The organism is Dorea longicatena (assembly GCF_024168045.1).
In the GTDB taxonomy this organism is placed as follows: Bacteria; Bacillota; Clostridia; order Lachnospirales; family Lachnospiraceae; genus Dorea_A.
In genome coordinates, this window is the sequence record NZ_CP100126.1 from 2,307,469 (window position 1) to 2,333,490 (window position 26,022).

Below are 26,022 nucleotides of genomic sequence, written 5' to 3' on the forward strand. Positions count from 1 at the left end.
AAATGAATTATACTTCTTCTACTTTTACCAGGTGAGAAACCTGTTTAACCATACCTCTTGTTGCTGCATTATCTGGAAGTACAACAGTTTTGTTCAGCTTCTTAAGTCCTAATGCTTCAACAGTTTTCTTATGCTTAGGTACAGCACCGATTGTAGATTTTACTAATGTGATTTTTAAATCTGCCATTTTGTTCTACCTCCTTAGCCAAAGATCTCTTCAACAGATTTACCGCGAAGCTTAGCTACTTCTTCCGGAGTTTTAATCTGGCGTAATCCTTCGATTGTAGCAAGTACAACGTTCTGTTTGTTGTTAGAACCAAGAGATTTTGTACGGATATTCTTGATTCCTGCCATCTCGATTACGGCACGTGCTGGACCACCAGCGATAACTCCAGTACCTTCTGGAGCCTTCTTAAGTAATACAGAAGCGCCTCCGAATTTACCGATATAATCATGTGTTACACTGTCATTTTCATCTAATGCTACAGAGATGAGATTTTTAGCTGCATCTTCTTTTCCTTTGCGGATTGCTTCCGGAATTTCTGTAGCTTTTCCTAAACCTGCACCAACATGGCCATTTCCGTCACCAACAACTACTAAAGCTGTGAATCTCATATTACGGCCACCCTTAACAACTTTGGTTACACGTTTAATTGATACTACTTTTTCGTTTAATTCTAATGAATTAGCATCAATACGTTCCTGTCTCATGTGTGCTCCTCCTTCTAGAAATTCAACCCAGCTTCTCTAGCTGCGTCTGCTAATGCCTGTACTTTACCCTGATAAATAAATCCGCCTCTGTCGAAGACAACGTCTTTAATACCTTTTTCAAGGGCCTTTTCTGCGATTACTTTTCCTAAATATGCTGCTGCATCAACGTTGTTAGTTTTCTCCAGGTTTGCTTTCACATCTTTCTGAAGAGTGGAAGCGGAAACCAGTGTATTTCCAACTGTATCGTCAATAATTTGAGCATACATATGATTATTACTTCTGAATACCGCTAAACGTGGGCACTCAGCTGTACCAGATAAACGGTTACGTAATTTTCTGTGCTTGTTTACGCGAACTTCACTTCTTGATTTTTTGCTAACCATTTTCACACTCTCCTTACTTATTTTTTACCAGTCTTACCAACTTTACGTCTGATAACTTCATCAGCATACTTAATACCTTTACCTTTGTATGGCTCCGGTCTTCTCTTGTCTCTGATCTCAGCCGCAAACTGACCAACTTTTTCTTTACTGAGTCCTTTAACGATGATCTTGTTCTGACCTTCAACTACTGTCTCAATGCCTTCAGGATCTTCCATCTCGACTGGATGAGAATAACCAAGGTTCAGTGTTAATTTGTTACCTGATTTTGCTGCTCTGTATCCAACACCGTTAACTTCCAGAACCTTCTGGTATCCTTCCGTTACACCAATAACCATGTTATTGATCAGTGTTCTTGTAAGACCATGTAAAGATTTCATTTTCTTTAAGTCATTTGGTCTTGTTACAACGATTTCTTCGCCTTCCTGTTTGATTTCCATCTCTGTAGGAAGTGCTTTCTCAAGTGTTCCCTTTGGACCTTTAACAGTCACTACATTGTTCTCAGCAATCTCAACAGTTACGCCTGCCGGGATAGCGATTGGATGTCTTCCGATACGTGACATACCTTATTCCTCCTTAACTTAGATTCTCGGAAAAGCTCTTATGGCTTCTCTGTTTTCAGTTTCTATATGGCAATCAGTTCAGGCTGTGCCTTACGGCACACCTTCACTAAGTTGCTCACGGGTTTCTTACCAAATATAGCAGAGAACTTCTCCACCGATACCAAGCTTTCTTGCAGCTTTGTCAGTGATTACACCCTGGTTTGTGGAAATGATTGCTGTTCCAAGTCCACCAAATACCTTAGGTACATTCTCGCTTGAAGCGTATACACGAAGACCTGGTTTAGAAATTCTCTTAAGGCCTGTGATAACTTTCTCGTTCTTATCAGCACCATATTTCAGTGTGATGTGAATTGTTTTGAATACTCCGTCTTCAACAACATCGTATTTCTCGATATATCCTTCATCTAACAAGATATTAGCGATAGCAAGCTTCATCTTGGATGCTGGAACATCTACAGTATCATGTTTAGCAGTATTTGCATTACGGATTCTTGTAAGCATATCTGCGATTGGATCACTCATTGTCATTGTTCTTTCCTCCTACCAACTTGCTTTCTTAACACCTGGAATCTGTCCCTTGTATGCTAACTCACGGAAGCAAACACGGCAGATACCATATTTTCTCAAATATGCATGTGGACGTCCACAGATTCTGCAACGATTGTATTCTCTTGTGGAGAACTTCTGCTTGCGCTGCTGTTTCACTTTCATTGCTGTCTTAGCCATAATTTACCTCCTTATTTTGTAAATGGCATGTTGAACTGAGTGAGCAGTTCGCGTGCCTCTTCATCTGTATTAGCAGTAGTAACGAAGATGATATCCATACCTCTTACCTTATCTACTTTATCGTATTCGATCTCAGGGAAGATCAGCTGCTCTTTAATTCCGAGAGCATAGTTACCTCTTCCGTCAAATGCGTTAGGATTTACACCTCTAAAGTCACGTACACGAGGAAGAGCAAGGTTAACCAGACGGTCAACGAACTCATACATCTTTTCTCCTCTTAATGTAACTTTACATCCGATCGGCATACCCTCTCTGATTTTAAAGTTAGCAACGGACTTTTTAGCTTTACAAACTACAGCCTTCTGACCTGTGATTTTCTCCATGTCAGCGATTGCAGCATCTAAAAGTTTTGCGTTATCTTTTGCTTCACCAACACCCATGTTGATAACAACTTTATCGAGTTTTGGTACTTCCATAATATTTTTATAACCGAACTTTTTGATCATTGCATCAACGATCTCGTTCTGGTACTGTTCTTTCAGTCTACTCAAAGCTTTGGACCTCCTTCCTCAAATTAATCAATCACTTCGCCTGTTGATTTAGCGTAACGTACTTTTTTGTCTCCATCCATCTTGATACCAACTCTTGTAGCAGTTCCTTTGTGAACATACATTACGTTAGAGATATCGATTGGTCCTTCCTGACGAACGATTCCGCCTTCCTGGTTCTGAGCACTTGGTTTTGTGTGCTTTGTCAGCATATTTACGCCTTCAACGATAACCTTTCCTGTCTTCTGGTTAACAGCGATAACTTTGCCTTCTTTGTCTTTATCTTTACCGGCGATAACCTTAACTGTATCACCTTTTTTGATCTTTAACATTGACATCTTACGCGCACCTCCTTAAAGTACTTCCGGAGCCAGAGAAACAATTCTCATGAACTGTTTGTCACGAAGCTCTCTTGCTACTGGCCCGAAGATACGGGTTCCTCTTGGTGTCTTATCATCTTTTATAATTACAGCAGCATTTTCATCGAAACGGATGTAAGATCCATCTTTACGACGTGTACTGTTTACAGTACGAACAACTACAGCTTTAACTACGTCACCTTTTTTAACAACGCCGCCTGGTGTTGCATCTTTAACAGTCGCAACGATTACATCACCGATACTTGCATATCTTCTTGTTGAACCGCCAAGTACACGGATACACAGTAACTCTTTCGCACCTGTGTTGTCTGCTACTTTAAGTCTGCTTTCTTGCTGTATCATGCAGGTTTCCCTCCTTATACTATTTCACTTTTTCCATAACTTCAACAAGTCTCCATCTCTTGTCTTTTGACAGAGGTCTTGTTTCCATAACTTTTACTTTGTCGCCGATATTGCACTCATTGTTTTCATCATGTGCTTTTAATTTATATGTCTTCTTTACAATCTTCTTGTAAAGTGGATGTTTTACATGATCTTCGATTGCTACAACGATAGTTTTGTCCATCTTGTTGCTGACAACCTTACCAACTCTGGTTTTTCTAAGATTTCTTTCCACAGTCTGTAACTCCTTTCATTTTGTGAGTTTTCAGTTTCTACTGAGCTGCCTTTTCAGTGATTACTGTCTGAATTCTGGCAATATTTCTTCTTACTTCTTTAATTCTGCTTGTATTGTCCAACTGGTTTGTTGCGTTCTGGAATCTTAAATTAAAAAGTTCCTTTTTAGCAGCTACTAATTCTTCATTCAGCTCTGCAGCTGATTTTGCTTTTAAATCTTCAACAAATGCATTAATTTTCACTGTTATCACCGCCTTCTAAGTCTGCGCGAGAAACTACTTTACATTTACATGGCAGCTTGTGAGTTGCAAGACGAAGAGCCTCTTTCGCAACTTCTTCCGGTACACCTGCGATCTCAAAAAGAACGCGTCCCGGTTTAACAACAGCTACCCAGTATTCTAAGGTTCCTTTACCAGAACCCATACGTGTCTCAGCTGGTTTCGTAGTTACAGGTTTATCTGGGAATATCTTGATCCAAACTTTACCACCACGCTTGATGTAACGTGTCATAGCGATACGGGCTGCTTCGATCTGGTTAGAACGGATCCAGCAAGGTTCCGTTGCAACGATACCATATTCACCGTTTGTAATCTGGTTACCGCGAAGAGCTTTACCCTTCATGGTACCACGGAATTGTTTACGACGTTTTACTCTTTTTGGCATTAACATGATTATCTATCTCCTTCCTTAACTGTTTTCTCCGGAAGAACTTCGCCTTTGTAGATCCAAACTTTAACACCAACTTTTCCGTAAGTTGTGTTTGCTTCAGCGAATCCGTAGTCAATGTCTGCTCTCAGTGTCTGAAGAGGAATTGTTCCCTCACTGTAGAACTCTGTACGAGCCATGTCAGCTCCACCAAGACGTCCTGATACAGAAGTCTTAACACCAAGTGCTCCAGATTTCATAGTTCTTGACATGCAGGATTTCATTGCACGTCTGAAAGAAATACGGTTTTCAAGCTGTAATGCGATGTTCTCAGCTACTAACTGAGCATCTTTATCCGGTCTCTTGATTTCTTTGATGTCAACGATTAACTTTTTATCTGTAAACTGTGCTAATTCACCTTTTACTTTCTCGATCTCTGCTCCGCCTTTACCGATTACAACACCAGGTTTTGCTGTGTAAACGATGATCTTTACGCGGTCAGATGCTCTCTCGATTTCAATTTTAGAAATACCAGCACTGTATAATCTCTTCTTAAGATATGTTCTGATTTCATGGTCTTCCACTAAGCAGTCTGCGAAATCTTTCTCTGCATACCATCTTGAGTCCCAGTCTTTGATAACTCCGACTCTCAAACCATGAGGATTAACTTTCTGTCCCATGTTTGCCCTCCTTATCTTTCATCAAGCACGAGTGTAATGTGGCTCATTCTCTTTTCGATTCTGTAAGCTCTACCCTGTGCTCTAGGTCTGATTCTCTTCATTGTTGGTCCTTTGTTTGCATAAGCCTCTGCAATGTACAGATTCTCAGCATTCATGCCGTTGTTATTCTCAGCATTTGCAATTGCAGACTCTAATAATTTCTTTATTAAACTAGAAGCATATCTTGGATTGTATGTCAAAATACCAAGTGCTGTTGTTACATCCTTACCTCTGATGGCATCTAATACGAAGCATGCTTTCTGAACAGAAACTCTTGCGTAAGATAACTTAGCAGAAGGTCTTGTATCTTTGTTAGCATTTCTTTCTCTTTTAATTTGGGATCTATGTCCTTTAGCCATGGATGAACCCTCCTTTCACAATCTAATTATCTAACTTTGGATTTCTTTTCGTCTTTTCCGTGTCCTCTGTAGGTTCTGGTTGCTACGAACTCTCCGAGTTTGTGTCCAACCATATCTTCAGTAACATATACAGGTACATGCTTTCTTCCGTCATGAACAGCAATTGTATGTCCGATCATGCTTGGGAAGATTGTAGAACGACGGGACCATGTCTTGATTACAGACTTGTCTCCAGCCTCGTTCATAGCATCAACCTTTTTAAGCAGGCTTGCGTCTGCGAATGGTCCTTTTTTAATAGAACGTGCCATAGGTTCTAACCTCCTTATGAAAACTATTTAATTGCTTTACCATCTCTTCTTCTTACGATCATCTTGTTAGAAGCTTTATTTTTCTTTCTTGTCTTAAGACCAAGTGCTGGTTTGCCCCAAGGTGTACACGGACCCGGACGACCGATTCCTGTCTTACCTTCACCACCACCATGCGGATGGTCATTCGGGTTCATAACAGAACCACGAACTGTAGGTCTGATTCCCATATGACGTTTACGTCCTGCTTTACCAATGTTGATCAGGTTGTGATCACCATTTCCAACAACTCCGACAGAAGCTCTGCACTCAAGCGGTACCATTCTCATTTCTCCTGATGGAAGTCTGAGTGTCGCATATTTTCCTTCTTTCGCCATTAACTGAGCACTGTTACCAGCGGAACGAACCATCTGTCCACCTTTTCCAGGATGAAGCTCAATGTTATGAACCTGAGTACCAACCGGAATCTGTGCTAATGGAAGGCAGTTACCGATTTTAACTTCGGCTTCTGGTCCATTCATAATTGTCATTCCATCTGTAAGTCCTTCTGGAGCGATGATATATGCTTTTTCACCATCTTCATAGCAGATCAGAGCAATATTAGCTGTTCTGTTTGGATCATATTCGATGCCAAGTACAGTTGCGTGGATATTGTCTTTTCTTCTCTTGAAGTCGATAATTCTATATTTTTTCTTAGCTCCGCCTCCGCGGTGTCTAACTGTGATTTTTCCTTGATTATTACGTCCAGCCTGTCTGCTCTTTGGAGCTAACAGAGATTTTTCTGGTGTTGTCTTTGTGATTTCAGAGAAATCAGAACCAGTCATCTGTCTTCTGGAAGGCGTATATGGGCGGTATGTTTTAATTCCCATGATAAATCTCCTTTCAATTGTTTATTGTCACGGTTTCTGTCCGTATGCTTTGCAATCTTATAATCCCTGGAAGATCTCGATATCTGCGCTATCCTCTGTGAGTTTTACGATTGCTTTCTTAGTTTTAGCTGTTTTTCCGAAGTTGTAAGTTCCACGAACTCTTTTCTTCTTTCCGTCGTTATTCATTGTGTTTACTTTCTCTACTTTTGTTCCGGTAAACATTTTTTCAACAGCTTCTTTAATCTGAGATTTTGTTGCTTCTGGGTGTACCAAGAAAGTGTATTTCTTTTCTCCCATAAGTTCCATACTCTTTTCTGTTACTACAGGTTTAAGGATTACATCATAATACTGAACGTTTGCCATTATGCGTACACCTCCTCGATTTTAGCAACAACAGCTTTTGTTGTGATTACTGTGTTGTATTTTAAGATATCGTACACATTGATTGTATTAGTCTTTGCAGTCTTGATGTCAGCAATGTTTCTTGCTGAAAGTTCTGCATTTTTGTTGTCATCCTCTAATACTACTAATGCTTTAGATACATCTAAATTCTTAAGAATGTTTGCAAAGTTCTTTGTCTTTGCTTCTTCAAAGTTGATCTCATCGATTACGATAAATTTGTTTTCTTCAACTCTTGATGTGAGTGCAGATTTCAGAGCTGCTCTCTTCTCTCTCTTATTCATTTTGAAAGAATAATCTCTCGGAACTGGTGCGAATACAACTCCGCCGCCTGTCCACTGTGGAGCTCTTGTGGATCCCTGTCTTGCATGACCGGTTCCTTTCTGTCTCCATGGTTTTCTTCCACCACCAGAAACTTCAGAACGTGTTTTCGCTTTCTGTGTTCCCTGACGGTTATTTGCAAGCTGGCTTACAACTGCCATGTGTACAAGATGTTCATTTACTTCAACACCGAATACAGCATCGCTTAAGTCGATCTTACCAACTTCTTTACCTTCGATATTATAAACAGATACGTTAGCCATCTTAAGTGTCCTCCTTCCTTCGCCAAATCTTAGTTAGCTTTTACTGCTTCTTTGATAGTTACTAAAGATTTCTTAGGTCCCGGTACTGAACCTTTAACCAGAAGTAAGTTATTCTCAGCATCAACACGTACAACTACAAGGTTCTGGACTGTAATCTTCTTACTTCCCATATGTCCCGGCATGTGTTTTCCTTTGAATACTTTACTTGGATCTGAACAAGCACCGTTTGAACCAGCATGGCGATGATACTTAGAACCATGAGCCATAGGTCCTCTTGACTGATTGTGACGTTTGATTGCACCCTGGAATCCTTTTCCTTTAGAGATTGCAGTTGCATCAATCTTATCTCCAGCAGCGAAGATATCAGCTTTGATTTCCTGACCTAACTCATATTCGCTAGCATTTTCAAATTTAAATTCTCTTACAAATCTCTTACCTGTAACACCGGCTTTAGCAAAATGTCCCTGCTCTGCCTTTGTTACACCGTGACGGTGAACGATTTCTTTCTTTCCACCTTTGTCTTTGTTGATGATCTTGTCTTTCTTGTCAACGAATCCAACCTGAACAGCTTCATATCCGTCATTCTCAACAGTCTTGATCTGTGTTACAGCACAAGGTCCTGCCTGAAGAACTGTTACCGGAGTAAGTGTTCCGTCTTCGTTGAAGATCTGAGTCATTCCGACTTTTGTTGCTAAAATAGCTTTCTTCATTTTATTTTACCTCCTGTGATTTACAGCGGAACGCCCTTTTTCGGACGCTCATCCTAAATTATAGGAATTACTGCTTCTTATTTCATTTTGATATCAATAGCTACACCAGCTGGCATTTCCAGTCTTGATAATGCATCCACAGTCTTCTGTGTCGGTGCAATGATATCGATCAGTCTCTTATGAGTTCTCTGTTCGAACTGCTCTCTGGAATCTTTGTATTTGTGAACAGCTCTTAAGATTGTAACTACTTCCTTCTTTGTCGGAAGTGGTACAGGTCCACTCACCTTAGATCCATTTTTCTTTACAGTTTCGATGATTTTCTTAGCGGATGCATCTACTAACTGATGATCATACGCCTTTAAAGTGATTCTCATTACTTGACTTGCCATAAAAAAAGTCGCCTCCTTTTCGTACTTATAATCGAGTACGACAAGCGGTGACTGTACACTCTCCCGTGTGTGTCGTGAGAACCCACACGTTGTTACCACATCGCAGTGGCTGTTATAGTAGTTTCGTACAGTGACTTGTCGCCAGTTTCCTAACTTGACATTCGCTCCACGGAAAACCTGCTGATCTCCAGCAGCAACCTCACGCTTCAACGCTATCATGTCACAGCTCTCTTAGTATATCCCAATCCGGCAGATAATGCAAGTACTATTTTTGTTTTTTTTACCGTACAATCTTTCAGATTCTCTTTTATATCGGCGCTGTTAATTTTTCGCTAAAAGTATCACTTTTCATTATATCTGCATTATGTTTTCTAATATCTCTATTGATATTTTCATTTTTTCAGACTATACTGTTACTATAAACCAGTGCAGACAGGGAAGTCAGACATCAGAGATGTTTTGCTTCCCTTTTTTGCAAAAATATAATAGAGAATGGAGCGTGTTACATATGAGCGAAAATGGAAATCAATCTCGTGAATGGAGCTCAAGGTTTGGATACATCATGGTTGCGGCCGGTGCTGCAATCGGACTAGGAAACATCTGGAAATTCCCATACCTCGCTTATCAGGGCGGTGGCGGTGTATTTCTGGTCGTCTATATCCTGATTGTTGCCGTCATGGCTCATCCAATGGTAGAGATGGAGACTGCAATCGGACGCCACAGCGCTTCAGACACAGTAACCTGTTTTGAACGTATTAATAAAAAATGGGGATTCGTCGGCTGGTTGGCAAATATCTGTACACTACTTATCAATATGTATTATGTCGTTGTCGGTGGATGGGTACTCAAGTACGCTTTTCAATACATTATAAGCGGCGACTTCGGTTCCGACAAACAGGCCTACTTCACAGATTTTACCACTTCAACTGTCGAACCGATTATTTGGGCTATGATCTTACTGGTATTCGTCTCTATATTGTTACTGTTCGGAATCACCAATCTTGTAGAAAAAGTAACCAAGATTATCATGCCGATACTCTTTCTCTTCCTTATTATATGTGGTATCTGGGCGATCTTTGTAACCGATAACGCAATTGAAGGATTAAAATACTATCTTCTTCCTGATTTCAGCAAGTTCAGTTTCACCGTATTTTCCCAGGCTGCAACACAGGTGCTCTTCTCTGTAGGTATCGGCTGGGGAATCTATGAAACACTGGGGGCAAATATTCCAAAAAAGAATAATCTAAAGAGCGATGCCATTCTTGTATCCATCTGCGATACCGGTGCTGCCATCCTTGCCGGCTTTGTAATTATTCCATCCGCATTCGCAGGCGGAGTCGATATGCAAAGCGGCCCGAGCCTGATATTCCTTGTAATGACCGGCATCTTCAGCAAACTGCCTGGAGGACGTCTGATCGGCATCTGTTTCTTCCTTGCGATTGTATTTGCCGTGATTTCATCATTATTTACATTCTTTGAGATTTCTATCCGCACTTTCGAAGATAACCTGAAAATGGGCCGGATCAAGGCAACACTTATCATTTCTCTGATCATCGGGGCCGGCAACATTATCGTTTCTCTCGGATTCGGAGTATTAAGCGGTATAAAGCTTCCATGGCTGGACGCTTCCGGTATATCCTATCTCGGACTCTATGACTGGCTTGACACATTTACCGGATATATCCTGCTTCCGCTCGGTTGTCTTCTTGTCTGTCTCTTCGTATCCAAGGTCTGGGGATTTGAAGAATACGAAAAAGAACTTACGAACAACGGCAAATTCGGAAGAATTACTTTATATGATAAGATTCTTACTTACATTGTCGTTCCGGTCTTCATGGTGATCATTATTCTGAATGTATTCGGATTCATACGCTAAAATCCGGTGTCAGACACCGACACTTTCTTCGGCCATATGATATTTTTAAAAATTTTAATTTTATTTACTTGTAATTTTTATATTTTTTCGCTACTATTAATAAGCAAATAAATTTTCACGAATTTTTGTATTTTTTATACATTGGAGAATAAAAGAATGGACATCAAAAGTTGGAAAATCATGCTGGCCGTAGATGATTACGGCAGCTTTACCCGTGTAGGCGCAGAACTCGGTTACACACAATCCGGCATTACACAAATGATGAAAAACCTGGAAAAAAAGGTCGGATTTCCACTCTATATCAAAGATCACCACGGTATCAGACTTACAAATGAGGCCAAATCACTGATTCCGGCAATCCGCACATTATTGAATGCCGACGAGGTGATTCATCAGGAAATTGCAGCGTTAAACGGTGCTCAAAGAGGCACAATCCGGATCGGTACTTATCTCAGCTGTTCGATTCACTGGATTCCAAAGATCATCCGTGAATTCCAACAGAAGCATCCGGATATTATCATCCAGGTAATCGAGGGTGTTGAAGGCGAACTTGCCGACTGGATTCAGGAGCGCCGCGTAGATATCGGATTTATCAGCCTGCAGAAAAATCATAAGTATCAATTTCTTCCTGTCATGGACGATCCAATGTATGCAGTTATTCCGGAAAACGATCCGCTTGCCAAAGAAGCGGAAATTCCGATCGAAGTATTCGAAGGAGCTCCTTTTATCATCACTGAATATACACCCGGAAGCGATGTGCACCGTGTCTTAAGAAAGAATAAAATCCATCCGGATATCCGTTACGTAACCCGAAATGAATTTTCTTCTCTTTCTATGGTAGAACACGAACTTGGATACTCTATCCTCCCAGGTCTTCTGCTCCGTGGTCAACAAGGAAAATTCGTCAAACGTCCGCTGAAACCAACGATTACCCGGCAGTTAGGCCTGGCCTATTCTTCTTTAGAAGATTTGTCACCGGCTTCCAAGACATTTCTGGAATACGCGAAAAATTTCCTGTTAGATGATTAATCCCGCAAAGCTGCTGTTTTATCTGTATACTTTACTTAACAAATAAAAACCCTGCTGTTTTTCAGAGCGATTACAGCAGGATTTTCTATTATATATAATGTATCAGATGCACTCAATGCCTTAAATAAATCCAAACACATGAAGTATTACAATCAATGTAAGCACCGGACAGATCACTGCCAGAGACAACTTATCATACATAGATAACTTTCCATGTTTACCATTATTCGTAAGTTCTTTTTCATACTCATTAAATCCCCATGCTTTCACAATATAGAAACACGTCAGCAATACGCCCAGAGGCAGGAGTACATAACCACTCAGGCAGTCGCACCAATCATAAATATCATAATAAGCAATTCCCTGAAAACTCGGCCATGGAAGTTTCAACCAGCTAAGTTCGCCTTTTGACAAAGAACAGAGAACACTTCCGCCGTACACCAGAGCCGCTGTAATAATCAGAGAAACCTGATGTGACGTATGCGTCTTCTCCTGTACATACATACGCGGAATTTCAAGAATCGTAAAGAATGTTGAAATAACCGCAAAAATCAAAGATGCGAAGAAAAAGATACCAATAATTCTTCCACCCGGTAACGTTTCAAAAATCTGTGTCATTGCGACAAACACAAGCGATGGTCCGGAAGACATCTCACTTCCTGTCCCGACAACAGTCGGGATGATAACAAACCCGGCAAGCAGCGCAATAAAGGTATCGCAGATATCTACCCACCATGCATCCGCCTTCAGATTAGCGTCTTTATCCATGCTCGCACCAAGAGTTGTAAAGATACCCCATCCAATACCAACAGAGAAACATACCTGCATACATGCATCTGCGAACTGCTGCATTCCGAATTTACTGAAATCCGGCACAAAATAATATTTCAATCCATCCACAGCTCCCGGCACAACGATTAATGCATAAATACCGCATACAAGAAGTAATACTGCCAGCATCGGCATAATCACCTTTGAAGCTTTCTCAACAATATTCGTAATCCCGAAGAAAAGGAAAAAGACAATGATTGCAATAATAATCAGGCTATAGATCAATGGCTGCGTTGTACTGCTGATATAATTATCAAAGTATGCCTGTTTATCCTTGCCAAAATCACCGGACACTACATAAGTAACAAAATATTTGAGTACCCATCCGGATACAACCAGATAATAAATATCAATGAGGAATGTACATACTATATTAATTACTCCGACAAATCGCCATTTCGGATGAATTACGCCATAGCTTGCGGCTGCACTTGCACGTCCTCTACGTCCAACTGCCTGTTCCGCCTGAACGATCGGATGTCCCAGAAGAATACAGATTACAATGTAAATCAGAACAAACGCTCCTCCTCCGTCACCGTAAGCCAGATACGGGAATTTCCAAATATTACCCAGTCCTATCGCAGCACCGGCCGCTACCATAATATAACCGAATCTCGAGAAACTTTTTGCTTCTTTGTGATCACTCATATATAATCACTCCTATCCTTTTAAGTATTCTACATGACCCTTTTATTCCCTGGTTTGATTATCCTTAATTTCTACTGTCTCATTCATACTTTGGTCTAAAACAAAAAGGGCGTTACTTCTCTTTCCTCAAGAAGTAACACCCTTGTCACGTAAAATCTGTTCCTATTATAACAGGCAGGAAATTATCTGTCAATATTTATATTTCGTGCATATTTACATATATTTCCCCGCAAACATTACTATTCACTCATATTTTTTCACAATCCCGACTCTTCAAGCTGCTTCTTGTATATTATTTTTGACATCATTTCTCATTTATTCATTAAAATTGCACGAAAGAGCACCCATCAATTCCACATTTTCTTGTTGCAATGCCAGTTTTTTACATCCTTATTGACATCATCGAATTAACGTGCTATATTAATATCAACTTAAAAACAGACACCAACGGCGGTTCCTTAACAGAATTCTATTATGCGGGAACTGCTCTTTTAGAATCAGACATTATATTGTAGTAATTTGTTTTTAAGAAACCATTATTATGGTTGTTATTGCAGTTATACCTAAGCTGGTCGTTTCCCCCAAGAATGACCTTGCGAAGGTGAACTCCAATTGATATATACATCCTCTATATAGAGGAGCATTCCCCAGCTTTGTATATAAAGACAAAACTGCAATGCAACGAGGAAAAACCTCTCAATGACATACCAATAAGAAAGAGCACGACATGTTCAGATGTCGTGCTTTTTCTTATTGAATCTGTCTATAATTTTCATGTTTGATTGACTTTTAACGATTTAATTGGTAAAATATTAATACAAAGCAATGCGTGAATTTATAGAAAATCTTTACAAATCGGGGTGTATAAGATTTCCTTTTTAAAGTGCTAAAATACATTTTGCACTTATGCATTCACATGTATAGCTTGTCAACAATTAAATATGAAAATCTGGAGGGATGAATTTATGTTATTAGCGATCCAAATTTTATTAGGTGTTTTGTTCGCCGGAACAGGTATCGGCCTTGTTGTCGACATAGGCAAGAACCGCATGGATGAACTCAAAGGTTCTACAGGTAAGCAGTGGGGTTCCGCTTTTGCGGTTGGTATCATAGCCAACTTCCTTGATACTTTAGGATGTGGTTCCTATGCACCATCAACATTCATGTACAAACTTTTTAATCAGATTGATGATATCAACATTCCGGGTACACTGAATGTTGGTGACACATTCCCAGTTATTTTTGAGGCATTCATCTTCACAACTTCTGTAGAATGTGATCCTATCTTCTTATGGGTAATGTATATCTGTGCCGCTGTTGGTTCATTCGGATTTGCATCCATCGTAACAAAATGGCCACGTAACAAGATCAGAATTGCTCTTGGAACCATTATGATTCCTCTTGCTGCGATCATGCTTTGCAAGAACTTAGGTGTCGGACCTTTCGGTATTGTTGGTACTGCAACAGGATTAAGCGGATGGAAACTGATCGTTGCCGCAGCTCTTAATATCTTATGGGGTGCTTTAATGGATATCGGTTTCGGTCTTTATGCACCATGTATGGCAACATGTCTGCTTCTTGGTGTTGATGCTGCTACATGCTTCCCTGTATTCATGGGATCTTGCGCATGCTTAATGCCGGCTTGTTCTATCGAGTTCATTAAATCACACAGATATGACGTACCACACACAGTCGGTAATGCGCTCGGCGGATGTATCGGTGTATTCATTGCATGGAAAGTGGTTACAGGACTTCCGATGTTCTGGCTCATCAACTTAATTTGTATCGTTCTTCTTTGGACTTCTTACACATTACTTAGTGCAGCAAAGAAAGATAAAGCAAAAGGTATTGCTTAATATCCGCAAAACATATAAATAAGCAATGCACTTATTTAAACAAAATAACATCCGGATGGCAGTCTTAACAGACTGCCATCTTTATATCCTGACACACAAGAGGAACTGCCTGTGCAGTTTCCACGCATTACAATTTTATTTATGGAGAATATCATATGTTTGTTAACGAATATGTAATGACACGCAAGCGTTATGACAAATGGGCAGCTCCAAAATTCTGGAGGCTTCCCATCTTTTACGTATATTGTATAATCTTCGCAGCCGGAACTTTTGGCTGGATTTATTTTCATCATGTAGGCGCTTCGCTCAGATGGCAGTCTGTTGGTGCTACACTTTCCTTTATAGCCCTCTACCGCGGAGTATTTTTCAAATGGATGCATGCTGACAAAACTTTCCGTGTGACACGCGCACAATATTTCAATGGAAAAGACTGGACATGTAAAGTGATGATCCGTGAGAAAGATATAGCACTCTTTATCAACAATAAGATCAACAATCATGTAAACTGGGAAGATCTCACAAAATTTGAAGAAGCAAAAACTTATTATAAATTAACTTCCAAAGATCAGATAGAAGGAGTTATGCTTGACAAAGACTCTTTTACAGAAGGGGATTCGAGCAGTTTTAAACAATGGATGTTAGAACAGCATCCGGAAATCAAATACGGACCTATTGATCCGGCATTTGACAAATAGAAAAAGAGAAGATTTCCATCGCAAAATGTGGTAATCTTCTCTTTTTACAAGTTCTCCGTTTTCCTTTTTTCAGACATTCTGTCCAGATATTTTAACGTCCTTCCAGTTCGTCTTTATGGCGCATCTTGAGTTTCAGAAGTGCCTTCGCCTTCAGACAGTCTACTTTCACCATATTATTTTCTCCGACAACGTCTGTTTCTGTGCCATCGGCACTCTTATTAATATCAATGATTCCATCCAGATAATCATTGACTACAACGAACTTCGCAACCGTTCCGCTGAAATTAAGTCCCGTTACCGGAATTCCACGAATACCAAGTTGTTCACATGTGTTGGTATAATCCACATCACTATTTCCCCATCCATCTGATGATATGATCACACCATCTGCACGCATACACTCAGCCATTGCTGCCGCTCTGGTTCCAACCAGCATCTTATCTTTATTATCATCCGGAGTCCCTACTATAATAAGTCCAAGAAGGTCCAGATCTGTATCCTCAGATACGACTTCCAGAAGAGGATCTCTGAAATGATGTAATGATGTTTCTTTTGTCGATGGTCCAATACCCATAACTTCTGCACCTCCTATTATTACTGCATCGAACGGATAATACCGTCTCTGTACTCATTTGGAGTAATCATAACCGGCATATTACCCATATCGATAATTGAACGTCCGCCTTCAACTCCTGACGGTTCATCCGGGAACATCCACGTATCATACATAGCTCCCTGACCTGCAACCTGACGGATAATAACAACCTTCTTCTTTCCAGGTCTCACCTTATCATGATATTCATGCCGTTCCGTACACTTGTCCCCTTTGAACTTTTTCAGTTTATCCCTGTATGTCTGAATAAATTCATCACACAGTCTGTGCGCAGTAAATGGTCCATGTCTCTCCTGTCCCATTCCGGCCGCAAATGTAACATCAAAAGAAATGATATAATCATCATCTCCCGGTGTACCTGCACGGTTTAAGTATAACTGTTCTTTCAGATTCCCTTCCGATGAACCAAATTCGTGACACTGCTTTCCATTCACATCAACGCCTGTCAGCATTACATATACACCGGTTATGGTGTGAGTAATTCCTTCTCCCAATTTACCAAGCACTTTTGTTGAGATTGGAATGATATCCATGATCGTGTTCGTCCATCTGTCGTGGTCTCCCGGTTTTATGATTTGAATATCAATCTTCTCAATACAATCATCCTGTGCAACAAGCTGATCGATCATCTCTTTACTGACTGTCATATGTCCATCCGTTGTGATATTATTGTGTTCACCCCATTCCACATCTGTCATATGAAATGCTTTGATCACAAGGCGTCTTAAGTCTATCTCTTTCTCAGCCATCATGTCACCTCCTATATTCTTAAGGCATATCTCTTTCCTGTACCGTTCAGGAAATTAAGCATATCTCTGCCCCTTTCTATGCCTTCTCCATGTCTCTAGTATACAATATACTGCAAGAAATTCCAATATATTGTCTCATTCTTTTTTTAAAAAAGGGCAGATGCAAAATACATCTGCCCTTCTTAAGATCAACAATATTCTTTAAATAGAATTAGATCTTAGCAACATACTCGAATGGCAACGGAACAATCTTTCCTGGAGTTTCGATTTTCTCTAACTGCTCCAGAGTTGCCTTTACGATCTGTGTCTGCTGTTCTACGTTGTGAGGACCACCCGCATTAGCACCCATAGGTACCAACGGAGCTACCGCACGAGGAGTACCAGTCTGACGAACAACTGGTGGAAGAGCTGCAATAATAATTGTAGGAATTCCAGCTTCTTCAATCGCTCTCTGCACCAATACTGCAGAGCGGTGGCAGGTACCTCAGCCAGCGGTGAGGATTACTGCGTCAACATCCTCATTTTTGAACATTTCAGCGATAGCAGGACCAGTTTCATGTTTGAATTTCTCCTGGTTTCCACCACCACCCATGAATCCAGCATGTACAGGAGCACAAGCTCTGATAAATCCTTCTGCAGCTAATTCATGAATTCTGTCAATTGGGAACATACAGTTGATGTCCTTGTTAACATCACTGTTATCATATCCACCGTGTGATACCATCAGATCACTAGATGGTGTAGTGTTTTCGATCTTTCTCCATGTGAAGTCACCAGCAAGGTTAAATCTCTCCTGGCTCTTCTTGTGAACACCTGCTGCTGTTGCAAGAGCGATAGACATATCTTTTAACTCTTTTGTTACAGGAGCCCATACTGACGGTGGAGTAATAGGAACGAATATTTCAGACTGTAAGCCTTTAACAACCGTTAAACTCATTTTTAATCCTCCTTATTAGCATCCAAACGTGCTTGCATTTCTTGTTGTTTGCGACGTTCTTTTTCAATATTGCTGACGTATTTCTCATTTACTTCCGGTCCGAGCTGTTCCGGAAAACTCATGTTCCAGCCAACTTCCTGACCTACTTTCGGTTCTGTATCGCAGATGAACATTCTCTTCGGAGCTTTAAAGAACCCCAGACGTCCTTTCAAGTCGATGCTGATGCTACAGTCATCAACATCTACGATCACACCTTCCATATAAATGATCTTATCGCCATAGTGTAAACGTTCATTATCCATTATGATAACACCCGATCTTAGTCGTATTTTTCTTTACGTTTCTGGCTCATCGGCAGAGACTGTTCGTTGTCTACGAGTTCAATCTTCTTACCGCAAGCTGCTTCGATCAGCTCTACGTTTGTAGATTTAACGTTTGGATTCCACTTCTTCTCAGCGGCCTTTACTTCTTCACCAGCCATAGCTGCTTTCAGCATAGCAAGAGCACGGATACCCTCTTCCTGGCAAAGTGTATTACATCCAAGTACCTCATTCTCGATACCAGACTCTGATTTGTTATTGTCAACCATGTACTGCATGTACTTGTTACCAACAACAAGTGCACCCTGAACAGCGCAGAATGAAAGTCCTACTACAGGAATTCCTCTCATACCGATCTGCTCGATGTGGCTTGCGAAATCAATGTGGTTATTTCCGAATCCTTCTGTTGTAACGAAAGCTCCGTCAACATCCATCATTTCTACAGTATGTCCTACACGACGAGATACATAGTACTTCTCAGCATTGATCTGAGGTGATCCTACGAATACAACTCCGCAAAGGTCAACTTCTTCATCATGTAAAGCTTCAAGTACAAGTGGCTCTCTCCAGTAATGTCTTGACATCTCTTTAGATGCAGGTCCGATACATGTTAATGCATGGATACATCCATCAAGTACCTCAAGTGGAGATACGCATACAGGTACGTTTCCTAAGTCTACGTTAGCTCTTGCGCCAAGGATACCAACTGGTTCTACAGGAAGGATGAAGTTATCATGCATAGCTCCCTGTCCCATGATTTCTTTTACGATTACGACTTTCTTCTTACCTGGACGACGGATAGATTTCAGTTCTTCGTCTTCAACGATGAAGCTGTCATCTAATTCTTTCATTACTTCACGGATTTCCTGAGTAATGATATCGAATGCTGTATGTGCAGCCATAGGTCCACGACGTTCCATGTTAGTCTTTTCCTGAACTACGATGTTACCTTTGATAAAGATTTCTCCCTTATCCGGGCATCCAGGACGTCCCCACATGATGTTCTCGTCAAGGTATCCTTCTGAAGAACCGAACTCACCGATCTGAACTCCGCCTTCATCTGTTCCTGTCAGCATCATAACAACGCCGTCAAGTACTCTTGTTGCGCCTTCACCAAGGATTGCATCGCCTTCTTTTGTAGCGATTGGCTGAACATCCATGATTGTCTCTGAGTATGTGTGGTATTGGTCAGGAGTGATGATTTCAAGATGGAAATCTTTAACCAGTTCCTGATTAGCAATTACTTCTGCTTCAATTCCTTCACGGATGTAAAGAGTTGTTCCTTCGATCTTTGTCTCTGGTCCTCTCTTAACCTCTGTGATCTTAATGTGTCTTCTTGTTAATGTTCCTACTACTTTTGTTTCTTCAACAGGTGCTTCTGCTGTTGCTGTAGCTGCTACTGCTGCTGCAGGTACTTCTGCTACTGCTTCTCCTGTTGCTCCAAGAGCTCCAACCGGAATTTCAAGATTGATATCTTTTCCTTCTCCGATATGGATCTTGAGTGTTCCTCCAGCTACTGTTGCTGCTGTTGCAACTGGTGCTGCCGGTGCAGCTTCCTCTGCTGGAGCTTCTTCCTCTGCCTTTTCTTCTGCTGGAGTTGTAGGTGCTTTTACACCATCCAGAACATCATTTGTTAACGGGCAAAGAGAATCACATGTTTTTGTAAGTTTTGCACCCAGTACTTCTTCAATAGTAAGGCATCCGTCCAGGTTTAATAATCCTGAATCTACCAGATCATCAAAGATTGCTGGATCTTCGAGGTTCGCCGGTTCAATTGTGATACCAGCTTCTGCTCTACAGCACAGTACTGCAGGATCATGAGCATGTGCTTTTGCTGTTTCAGCTGTGATTGACATATTGTTTTCCCTCCTTGTTTTGTTTCGGTACATTGTCCCTTACGGGATATTGTAATTTTAATATATATACAGTTACATACAACATTCAGAAGAACCTCTCAATTACTTCTGGCGGGCAAAAGAATCGGGGGTCTTCTACCTCATTGTACGCAACAGTAATACCATAATATAATTTTGATAATATTGTGTCATTTCGGACAGTGATTAAAAATCAATATCCTGACTTACTTCTTTTGAAACCTTCAGGCTTCTGTACAGCGGATGTCCAACTGTTCTCATAACGTGGTCTGTCTGATGGAATACTTTCAGTCCCATCTTCGGTCCTGACGCCATTACAGTATTTGAACAGTCTGAGCAGTTACCGATCAGAATGTATTCACATTTGTCTTTCTTGAACTGCATATTGTTCTTAACCTGTCCAGGACAGTTACCAGGTCTTAAGCACTTCAGTGGTGCTCCCGGTTTATTTTCAATTGCCTGTTTACATTTGCACATAGATACTACTTTTGCATTCATCTTAGAAGCGATCTCACGCATACGCTCTTCGCTTCCGCCGCAGGCACATACAAGAATCCCCATTGTTGCTCCGTGGAGATCCGGGAACTCGACTGTTACAAGGATTGCTCCTGTCGTCTTGGTTGTTGGTGCATCTAATGTAGTAGACTTTCCTGTGAAAGCTCCACCCATGATGATCTCGCCATATTTTCCGTCGATTCCGCCGGCTTTTTCGATCATCTCTCCAACGCTTACACCTACCGGTACATCGAAGAATACATGTGCTTCATTTCCACCGTTTAATTTACCACGGACTGTCATATTCTTGCTGATACAAGGTTTCTTTTCATCAACCGCTTCAGCAATCTTACAGACAGTTTCTACATTGATAACAACAGATCTAGCTGCTGATGGAAGCTGTGTAGTTGTGAGTAATACCCCAAGACACTCTCTTACTACTGCACGTTCCTCACCCATCGGGTAGATATCAGCCATCAGGTGCATCTTGATATCAGGCTCATTCTCAAGAGCTTTCTGTAATACCTTGATTGCTTTATGATGTTTCTTCTTAATAGCAATAATTGCTTTCTTTGCGTGAGTGATTTCCATACTATATTTAATACCACGGATTAATTTATCACTCTGCTCTTCGATCTGTCTTGTGTTGTGTTCCAGTCCCGGTTCGCATTCAGCTGCATTTACAAGAATGTATCCACAATCCAGTTTGAAGTCTTTCGGAAGCTCTGGGTTGATCTCAGGATCAAGCTCACCCATCGGAGTTTCTTCTAAATTAATATTAAGTTTTACTCCTGTCGGGAATCCAGCTCCTCCCATTCCTACGATTCCGGCTGCTTTCACCAAATCAAGCTTTGATGACTCATCTGTGATACCTTCTACTGATTCGGTAACAGGAACGAATTCATCCGGCTGTTCAGCGGCCGGCTCGATGATGATGCGGTCTTCTGTAATCTCTGTTACTTTTCCATACACGCTTGAAAAAATGTTAGCTCCCAGGCCTGTTGGTGTAGCAATGAGAGTACCTTTTTTCACCTCAGCACCAACTTCTACACATGGTGCACAAGGAGCGCCAACATGCTGGCGTAATAACATCTGTACATTTCCCATGACACACTTCTCCTTTTTTAATATTTTATCTAAGTCAAAACGAAACTATACAGTTCGTTTACTTATTCACATTTTTTTCATTATAGATAAATTCTATAAATTCATCTTCGCCATTTTTTTAACAGAATTGCTTGTTTTTTTGGCGGAGGCATGTGGGAATCGAACCCACCCAGGACGCTCTTAACGCCCTACACTAGTTTTGAAGACTAGGAGGCACACCAGTTACCCAACTACCCCCATGTGCCTATTAACCATATCACATTTATCCTTATTTTTCAACACTTTTATTTATTTTTATAATACCAAAAAATCATTGACTTTTCAAGGGATTTCGTACATAATGAAATCAACAGATTGAACACGATACTAGAACATGGTCTATTTGTTAATTTTATATCGTAATATTTGTTAATTTTATATTTTTATTTTTTACCCATAGAAAAAGGCACTACGAAAATATAGATGTTTTCAATGTGTTTTTATAAAAACTTATAGATTGTTTCTATAAGAAAATCATAAGGAGGTAAGGATTATGAAGTTAGAAGCAAAAGTTAACTTCGACCGGTTTGAAGAGGCACTTCAGGTTGTAGATGCTCATACAGCCGGTGAGTTCTGTCGTATGGTCATCGGAGGATTCCCTGAGCCAGAAGGCAGCACAATGATCGAAAAGAAAAAATGGATGGAGGAAAAATACGACCACGTTCGTACAGCATTAATGCTGGAGCCGAGAGGACATCACGATATGTTCGGTGCTTTCCTTTGTGAGCCGATCCACGAAGAAGCAGATCTTGGGGTAATCTTCATGGATACAGGCGGATACCTGAACATGTGCGGACACTGTACGATCGGAGCTGTTACAGTAGCCCTTGAAGCAGGTCTTGTTGAATGCCACGAAGGAGAGAACGAAGTTGTTCTGGATGCTCCTGCAGGAATCATCAGAACAAAAGCTCATGTAAAAGACGGAAAGGTAACAGATGTAACTCTTACAAACGTACCTGCATTCATTTACAAAGACAACTTAACAGTTAATATCGACGGAGTAGACATTCCTTATACTATTTCTTTCGGTGGAAGTTTCTTCGCACTGGTTGATACTACAAAGCTTGACATTGGCGAAATCAACGCTAAGACAGTTCCTGCTTATACAGAACTCGGAATGAAGATTCGTGATAAAGTCAACGCAGAAGTTAAGATTCAGCATCCAACTCTGGACATCACAGAAGTTGACCTGGTTGAATTCTACGGACCAACACCGAATCCGGATCAGGCTACAATGAGAAACGTTGTTGTATTCGGAGATGCTCAGGCTGACCGTTCACCTTGCGGAACAGGTACAAGTGCCAAACTTGCTACTCTTCACGGATGGGGCGAACTTGGAATTGGTGAAGAATTTATTTACGAAAGTTTCATGGGAACACGCTTCAAAGGTGTGATCAAAGAAGAAACTAAGATCGGTGATTACGATGCAGTAATCCCAATGATCACAGGAAGTGCATATCTTACAGGTGTTGCTACTTACTTAATTGACTCTACAGATCCATTAAAATATGGTTTCCTTGTAGGTTAATGCATATTCGGGGTTGAATTAGATTGCATTATCATATATGATGATAGAAGCGGATTCATATGATCCGCTTCTATTTTTTTACTTAGACAGCGTTTTCATGTTCAGAGAACTATTATCCGGGCGTGTTCTCCTGTTATATAAATACCAAGAGAAAGGAATGATCCGAATGCCGCGTAAACGCAGATCCACAAAAAGCCGTATTGTCAAAGCAGCCTGGAATCTTTTCTACAAAAACGGTTATGAACAGACCACTGTAGAAGATATTATCAATGCCGCCAAAACATCAAAAGGCACATTTTACCATTATTTTAAAGGAAAAGAAGCGCTTTTAAACTCTCTTTCCTATCTTTTTGATCAGAAATACGAAGACCTTGCCGCCGTGATCGATCCGAATCTTTCCAGTTATGATAAACTATTATTTTTGAATCACGAATTATTCTACATGATCGAGACCAGCGTGGATATCCATTTGCTTGCATACCTTTATTCTTCGCAATTGATCACCAAAGACAAGAAATCCCTTTCCGACAAGAAACGGATCTATTTCAAATGGCTTACAGAAATTATGGAAGAGGGGCTTGCCAAAGGAGAATTCAAAAGTACAAGCACCGCCGCTGAACTCATGGATATCTATGCTATGTACGAGCGGGCTCTTTTATATGACTGGGCATTGTTTAAAGGTAAATTCTCACTGACTGAACGTTCTGACAAACTATTGCCTCATGTACTGGACACATTTGTAGAAGGAATTTAATATCAAAAAGGCGATGCTAACAGAAGATTTCGTATCTTCTCCTCTATTAGCATCGCCTTTTATCTGTTTTTTAAATTCTTCTTATAAAGTCTGTATCAGAATTTTATCACAATTCTCCTACACCAGACATTCATGAACATCTTCCTGTTCAATTCCGACATCTTTCATCACATCAAGAATCTGTTCCCTGTCTGTCAGGTCTGCACACCAGGAAAGTCCACAGCCCGCTGAGATTGCTCTCGGAACCGGAATCAGTCTTCCCGGCACACTTCTTTCCTTGCATATCTTTTCCATCGCCATTGCATCCGATGTTGTATGGAATGTTACAACAAGTTTCATTACTTTTTTTCTCATGTTTACTCAATCACCACTTCGTAGTAACCGTCTTTCTGCACAGATGTTGGCTTTTTACCTTTATCTTTGGCAAATTTCTCAACATTCATCATCTGATGCGGCTCTGTGACAAGAATTTTCACAGGTCCTGCTGCTCCTTTTAATGCCTCTGCTGTCAGCATCAAAGGTTCCGGGCAAGAAAGACCTCTTGCATCTACTTCTTTCATAATTTAATTCCTTCTTTCCTAGAATACTACGTATTTACACATATTTCAATCTTATTTTGCTTCTTCTCTCTTATTTGTAAATGCTATAATGAAGCAGATCACAATACAGATGATACATGCCACTTTCCCATTTACCGGTACCGCACCTGCTACCACTTCTTTCGTCTCTGGATTCAGAGCTGTTCCACTTGCTGCAAGTCCAAAATTATGGCAGATTGCAGATCCGACAAACATTCCGACAACCGTTACAGCCGAATCCGAAGAACCCTGCCCTGCAAGGATCAGCTGACGAAGCGGGCATCCACCTGCAAGAACTGCTGCAAATCCCACAGTGTACATTCCCAGGATATTCCACAAATGTTCCGAATGTGCGATGACTCCCGGTGTATTGAATCCTACCACGAAACGTCCTGTCGCAATATTGAATACCAGCATAACAACAAATAAACCTGCAATCACGCTGATCAGATCGAAGTTCTTCATCAGGATGATATCTCTGATACTACCCGCAAAACACATTCTTGACTTCTGTGCAAATGCACCGAATACAAGTCCGCCTACTAAAGATGCGATGATTGGTGCATGCATACTTCCCGGTCCTGCCTGGCTTGCTTTAAAAAGCGTTGTACATGTGGCAAGGATAAGAATTCCAACAACGACCGCCGGAAGCACTGCTCCACTTGACTTATTTGTAATATGCGCTCTTCCAAGGCTGAAACCATTCTTTAATGCAAACACTCCTGTTCCAACTCCAAGAATAAAGCCAACAAATGCAACCCATGCATTCAGATCACCTGCTGACATACGGAGCACCATACGGAGCGGACATCCAAGGAATACCAGTGCACCGATCATAATGATTACACCAAGTACAAAACGAATCATCGGAGATGATCCTGCTGTTGAGCGATATTCTTTTGTTGCCACAGAAATGATAAATGCTCCCAGTACAAGTCCGATGATCTCAGGTCTTGCATACTGTACCACTTCCGCCTGATGCAGTCCCATTGCTCCTGCCGTATCGCGGATAAAGCATGCAATACAGAATGCCATGTTTGCCGGATTTCCAAGTGCTGCGAGGCATGCCGCTACAATACCACATACAACACCGGCCAGCGCCAGTTTTTTCTTTGAATCTGATAAATTCATTCGTATTTCCTCCTACACTCTCATTTTTGCATTTCCCCATAACTTATGCCTGACATACTT

36 protein-coding genes and 1 tRNA gene are annotated in these 26,022 nt (G+C 40.8%); 6 read left to right on the forward strand and 31 right to left on the reverse strand.

Features of this window, described 5'->3' with window-relative positions; translation table 11 throughout:
* Positions 1–7: 7 nt before the first annotated feature.
* The 20 genes from rpmD to rpsJ all read right to left on the reverse strand — a co-directional run bounded on the left by rpmD (position 8) and on the right by rpsJ (position 8,902).
* Positions 8–187 carry a 50S ribosomal protein L30 gene (rpmD, locus tag NKF87_RS10920; RefSeq protein WP_006427401.1) on the reverse strand — a complete coding sequence of 60 codons (180 nt, stop codon included), beginning with the start codon at positions 185–187 and terminating at the stop codon, positions 8–10.
* Between the two features lie 14 nt (positions 188–201).
* Positions 202–711: a 30S ribosomal protein S5 gene (gene rpsE, locus NKF87_RS10925; protein ID WP_006427400.1), complete on the reverse strand. Its 510-nt coding sequence runs from the start codon at positions 709–711 to the stop codon at positions 202–204.
* 14 nt (positions 712–725) lie between these two features.
* The gene (gene rplR, locus NKF87_RS10930) at positions 726–1,094 is read right to left on the reverse strand and encodes a 50S ribosomal protein L18 (RefSeq protein ID WP_022415193.1); all 369 of its coding nucleotides are present in this window, start codon (positions 1,092–1,094) and stop codon (positions 726–728) included.
* Positions 1,095–1,111: 17 nt separating this feature from the next.
* Complete coding sequence (rplF, locus tag NKF87_RS10935; RefSeq protein WP_028088453.1) at positions 1,112–1,654, reverse strand: 50S ribosomal protein L6; 543 nt, start codon at positions 1,652–1,654, stop codon at positions 1,112–1,114.
* Between the two features lie 126 nt (positions 1,655–1,780).
* A complete protein-coding gene (gene rpsH / locus NKF87_RS10940) occupies positions 1,781–2,182 on the reverse strand; it encodes a 30S ribosomal protein S8 (RefSeq protein ID WP_055283723.1) in 402 nt (133 codons plus the stop codon).
* A gap of 12 nt (positions 2,183–2,194) precedes the next feature.
* A complete protein-coding gene (locus NKF87_RS10945) occupies positions 2,195–2,380 on the reverse strand; it encodes a type Z 30S ribosomal protein S14 (RefSeq protein WP_006427396.1) in 186 nt (61 codons plus the stop codon).
* An 11-nt stretch (positions 2,381–2,391) separates the two neighbouring features.
* Positions 2,392–2,931: a 50S ribosomal protein L5 gene (gene rplE / locus NKF87_RS10950; RefSeq protein WP_028088455.1), complete on the reverse strand. Its 540-nt coding sequence runs from the start codon at positions 2,929–2,931 to the stop codon at positions 2,392–2,394.
* Between the two features lie 23 nt (positions 2,932–2,954).
* Entirely contained in the window at positions 2,955–3,266 is a 312-nt protein-coding gene (gene rplX / locus NKF87_RS10955; protein ID WP_022416484.1) for a 50S ribosomal protein L24, read from the reverse strand.
* A gap of 15 nt (positions 3,267–3,281) precedes the next feature.
* Complete coding sequence (rplN, locus tag NKF87_RS10960; RefSeq protein WP_006427393.1) at positions 3,282–3,650, reverse strand: 50S ribosomal protein L14; 369 nt, start codon at positions 3,648–3,650, stop codon at positions 3,282–3,284.
* Positions 3,651–3,669: 19 nt separating this feature from the next.
* Positions 3,670–3,924: a 30S ribosomal protein S17 gene (gene rpsQ / locus NKF87_RS10965; RefSeq protein WP_022416483.1), complete on the reverse strand. Its 255-nt coding sequence runs from the start codon at positions 3,922–3,924 to the stop codon at positions 3,670–3,672.
* A 37-nt stretch (positions 3,925–3,961) separates the two neighbouring features.
* Entirely contained in the window at positions 3,962–4,165 is a 204-nt protein-coding gene (gene rpmC / locus NKF87_RS10970; protein ID WP_028088456.1) for a 50S ribosomal protein L29, read from the reverse strand.
* Positions 4,155–4,592, reverse strand: coding sequence for a 50S ribosomal protein L16 (gene rplP / locus NKF87_RS10975; RefSeq protein WP_006427390.1), 438 nt, complete (start codon positions 4,590–4,592; stop codon positions 4,155–4,157). Before rplP ends, rpmC begins: the two co-directional genes overlap by 11 nt.
* A gap of 2 nt (positions 4,593–4,594) precedes the next feature.
* Positions 4,595–5,248: a 30S ribosomal protein S3 gene (rpsC, locus tag NKF87_RS10980; protein WP_006427389.1), complete on the reverse strand. Its 654-nt coding sequence runs from the start codon at positions 5,246–5,248 to the stop codon at positions 4,595–4,597.
* A gap of 11 nt (positions 5,249–5,259) precedes the next feature.
* A complete protein-coding gene (gene rplV, locus NKF87_RS10985; protein WP_004607294.1) occupies positions 5,260–5,646 on the reverse strand; it encodes a 50S ribosomal protein L22 in 387 nt (128 codons plus the stop codon).
* A gap of 26 nt (positions 5,647–5,672) precedes the next feature.
* A complete protein-coding gene (gene rpsS / locus NKF87_RS10990; protein WP_006427388.1) occupies positions 5,673–5,954 on the reverse strand; it encodes a 30S ribosomal protein S19 in 282 nt (93 codons plus the stop codon).
* 23 nt (positions 5,955–5,977) lie between these two features.
* Positions 5,978–6,820: a 50S ribosomal protein L2 gene (gene rplB, locus NKF87_RS10995; protein ID WP_055283721.1), complete on the reverse strand. Its 843-nt coding sequence runs from the start codon at positions 6,818–6,820 to the stop codon at positions 5,978–5,980.
* 57 nt (positions 6,821–6,877) lie between these two features.
* Positions 6,878–7,183, reverse strand: coding sequence for a 50S ribosomal protein L23 (gene rplW / locus NKF87_RS11000; RefSeq protein WP_006427386.1), 306 nt, complete (start codon positions 7,181–7,183; stop codon positions 6,878–6,880).
* Positions 7,183–7,803: a 50S ribosomal protein L4 gene (gene rplD, locus NKF87_RS11005; protein ID WP_117597701.1), complete on the reverse strand. Its 621-nt coding sequence runs from the start codon at positions 7,801–7,803 to the stop codon at positions 7,183–7,185. The genes rplW and rplD overlap by 1 nt, the downstream gene beginning before the upstream one ends.
* Positions 7,804–7,832: 29 nt before the next feature.
* Positions 7,833–8,513, reverse strand: a complete 681-nt coding sequence (rplC, locus tag NKF87_RS11010) for a 50S ribosomal protein L3 (protein WP_117597702.1) — start codon at positions 8,511–8,513, stop codon at positions 7,833–7,835.
* Between the two features lie 77 nt (positions 8,514–8,590).
* Positions 8,591–8,902 (reverse strand): 30S ribosomal protein S10, encoded by a 312-nt coding sequence (gene rpsJ / locus NKF87_RS11015; RefSeq protein ID WP_006427379.1) that lies wholly within the window; start codon positions 8,900–8,902, stop codon positions 8,591–8,593.
* Positions 8,903–9,410: 508 nt separating this feature from the next.
* Between rpsJ and NKF87_RS11020 the strand changes: the two genes are divergently transcribed.
* Both NKF87_RS11020 and NKF87_RS11025 read left to right on the forward strand, forming a co-directional pair.
* Positions 9,411–10,778, forward strand: coding sequence for a sodium-dependent transporter (locus tag NKF87_RS11020; RefSeq protein WP_055283715.1), 1,368 nt, complete (start codon positions 9,411–9,413; stop codon positions 10,776–10,778).
* A gap of 156 nt (positions 10,779–10,934) precedes the next feature.
* Positions 10,935–11,807: a LysR family transcriptional regulator gene (locus NKF87_RS11025; RefSeq protein ID WP_055283713.1), complete on the forward strand. Its 873-nt coding sequence runs from the start codon at positions 10,935–10,937 to the stop codon at positions 11,805–11,807.
* A 120-nt stretch (positions 11,808–11,927) separates the two neighbouring features.
* On the opposite strand, the gene NKF87_RS11030 is transcribed toward NKF87_RS11025, so the two are convergent.
* Positions 11,928–13,286: a sodium-dependent transporter gene (locus NKF87_RS11030; protein WP_117597703.1), complete on the reverse strand. Its 1,359-nt coding sequence runs from the start codon at positions 13,284–13,286 to the stop codon at positions 11,928–11,930.
* Between the two features lie 965 nt (positions 13,287–14,251).
* Between NKF87_RS11030 and NKF87_RS11035 the strand changes: the two genes are divergently transcribed.
* Both NKF87_RS11035 and NKF87_RS11040 read left to right on the forward strand, forming a co-directional pair.
* Entirely contained in the window at positions 14,252–15,142 is an 891-nt protein-coding gene (locus tag NKF87_RS11035; RefSeq protein ID WP_117597704.1) for a permease, read from the forward strand.
* A 155-nt stretch (positions 15,143–15,297) separates the two neighbouring features.
* Complete coding sequence (locus tag NKF87_RS11040) at positions 15,298–15,837, forward strand: YcxB family protein (protein WP_055283703.1); 540 nt, start codon at positions 15,298–15,300, stop codon at positions 15,835–15,837.
* 91 nt (positions 15,838–15,928) lie between these two features.
* Here NKF87_RS11040 and NKF87_RS11045 read toward each other — a convergent pair whose 3' ends face one another.
* The 7 genes from NKF87_RS11045 to NKF87_RS11075 form a co-directional block, all read right to left on the reverse strand.
* The gene (locus NKF87_RS11045; protein WP_055214632.1) at positions 15,929–16,411 is read right to left on the reverse strand and encodes a glycine/sarcosine/betaine reductase component B subunit; all 483 of its coding nucleotides are present in this window, start codon (positions 16,409–16,411) and stop codon (positions 15,929–15,931) included.
* Positions 16,412–16,431: 20 nt separating this feature from the next.
* Positions 16,432–17,199 carry a proline reductase cluster protein PrdD gene (gene prdD, locus NKF87_RS11050; protein WP_028088466.1) on the reverse strand — a complete coding sequence of 256 codons (768 nt, stop codon included), beginning with the start codon at positions 17,197–17,199 and terminating at the stop codon, positions 16,432–16,434.
* A gap of 211 nt (positions 17,200–17,410) precedes the next feature.
* The gene (prdB, locus tag NKF87_RS11055; RefSeq protein WP_117597705.1) at positions 17,411–18,136 is read right to left on the reverse strand and encodes a D-proline reductase (dithiol) protein PrdB; all 726 of its coding nucleotides are present in this window, start codon (positions 18,134–18,136) and stop codon (positions 17,411–17,413) included.
* Positions 18,137–18,138: 2 nt separating this feature from the next.
* Positions 18,139–18,438, reverse strand: a complete 300-nt coding sequence (locus NKF87_RS11060) for a CBO2463/CBO2479 domain-containing protein (RefSeq protein WP_028088469.1) — start codon at positions 18,436–18,438, stop codon at positions 18,139–18,141.
* A gap of 17 nt (positions 18,439–18,455) precedes the next feature.
* Positions 18,456–20,312 carry a D-proline reductase (dithiol) proprotein PrdA gene (gene prdA / locus NKF87_RS11065; RefSeq protein WP_117597706.1) on the reverse strand — a complete coding sequence of 619 codons (1,857 nt, stop codon included), beginning with the start codon at positions 20,310–20,312 and terminating at the stop codon, positions 18,456–18,458.
* Between the two features lie 204 nt (positions 20,313–20,516).
* Entirely contained in the window at positions 20,517–21,932 is a 1,416-nt protein-coding gene (prdC, locus tag NKF87_RS11070; protein WP_028088471.1) for a proline reductase-associated electron transfer protein PrdC, read from the reverse strand.
* A 140-nt stretch (positions 21,933–22,072) separates the two neighbouring features.
* Positions 22,073–22,170 (reverse strand) — tRNA-Sec (locus NKF87_RS11075).
* Between the two features lie 294 nt (positions 22,171–22,464).
* Here NKF87_RS11075 and NKF87_RS11080 point away from each other — a divergent pair.
* Both NKF87_RS11080 and NKF87_RS11085 read left to right on the forward strand, forming a co-directional pair.
* Complete coding sequence (locus NKF87_RS11080) at positions 22,465–23,499, forward strand: proline racemase family protein (RefSeq protein WP_044919936.1); 1,035 nt, start codon at positions 22,465–22,467, stop codon at positions 23,497–23,499.
* Positions 23,500–23,665: 166 nt separating this feature from the next.
* A complete protein-coding gene (locus NKF87_RS11085; RefSeq protein WP_028088473.1) occupies positions 23,666–24,253 on the forward strand; it encodes a TetR/AcrR family transcriptional regulator in 588 nt (195 codons plus the stop codon).
* 117 nt (positions 24,254–24,370) lie between these two features.
* On the opposite strand, the gene NKF87_RS11090 is transcribed toward NKF87_RS11085, so the two are convergent.
* Genes NKF87_RS11090 through yedE form a run of 3 tightly spaced genes read right to left on the reverse strand, consistent with a single transcriptional unit; the run spans position 24,371 to position 25,962 of the window.
* Positions 24,371–24,607: a DUF3343 domain-containing protein gene (locus NKF87_RS11090; protein WP_028088474.1), complete on the reverse strand. Its 237-nt coding sequence runs from the start codon at positions 24,605–24,607 to the stop codon at positions 24,371–24,373.
* 2 nt (positions 24,608–24,609) lie between these two features.
* Positions 24,610–24,813 carry a sulfurtransferase TusA family protein gene (locus NKF87_RS11095; RefSeq protein ID WP_028088475.1) on the reverse strand — a complete coding sequence of 68 codons (204 nt, stop codon included), beginning with the start codon at positions 24,811–24,813 and terminating at the stop codon, positions 24,610–24,612.
* A gap of 51 nt (positions 24,814–24,864) precedes the next feature.
* A complete protein-coding gene (gene yedE / locus NKF87_RS11100; protein ID WP_117597707.1) occupies positions 24,865–25,962 on the reverse strand; it encodes a YedE family putative selenium transporter in 1,098 nt (365 codons plus the stop codon).
* Positions 25,963–26,022 lie beyond the last annotated feature (60 nt).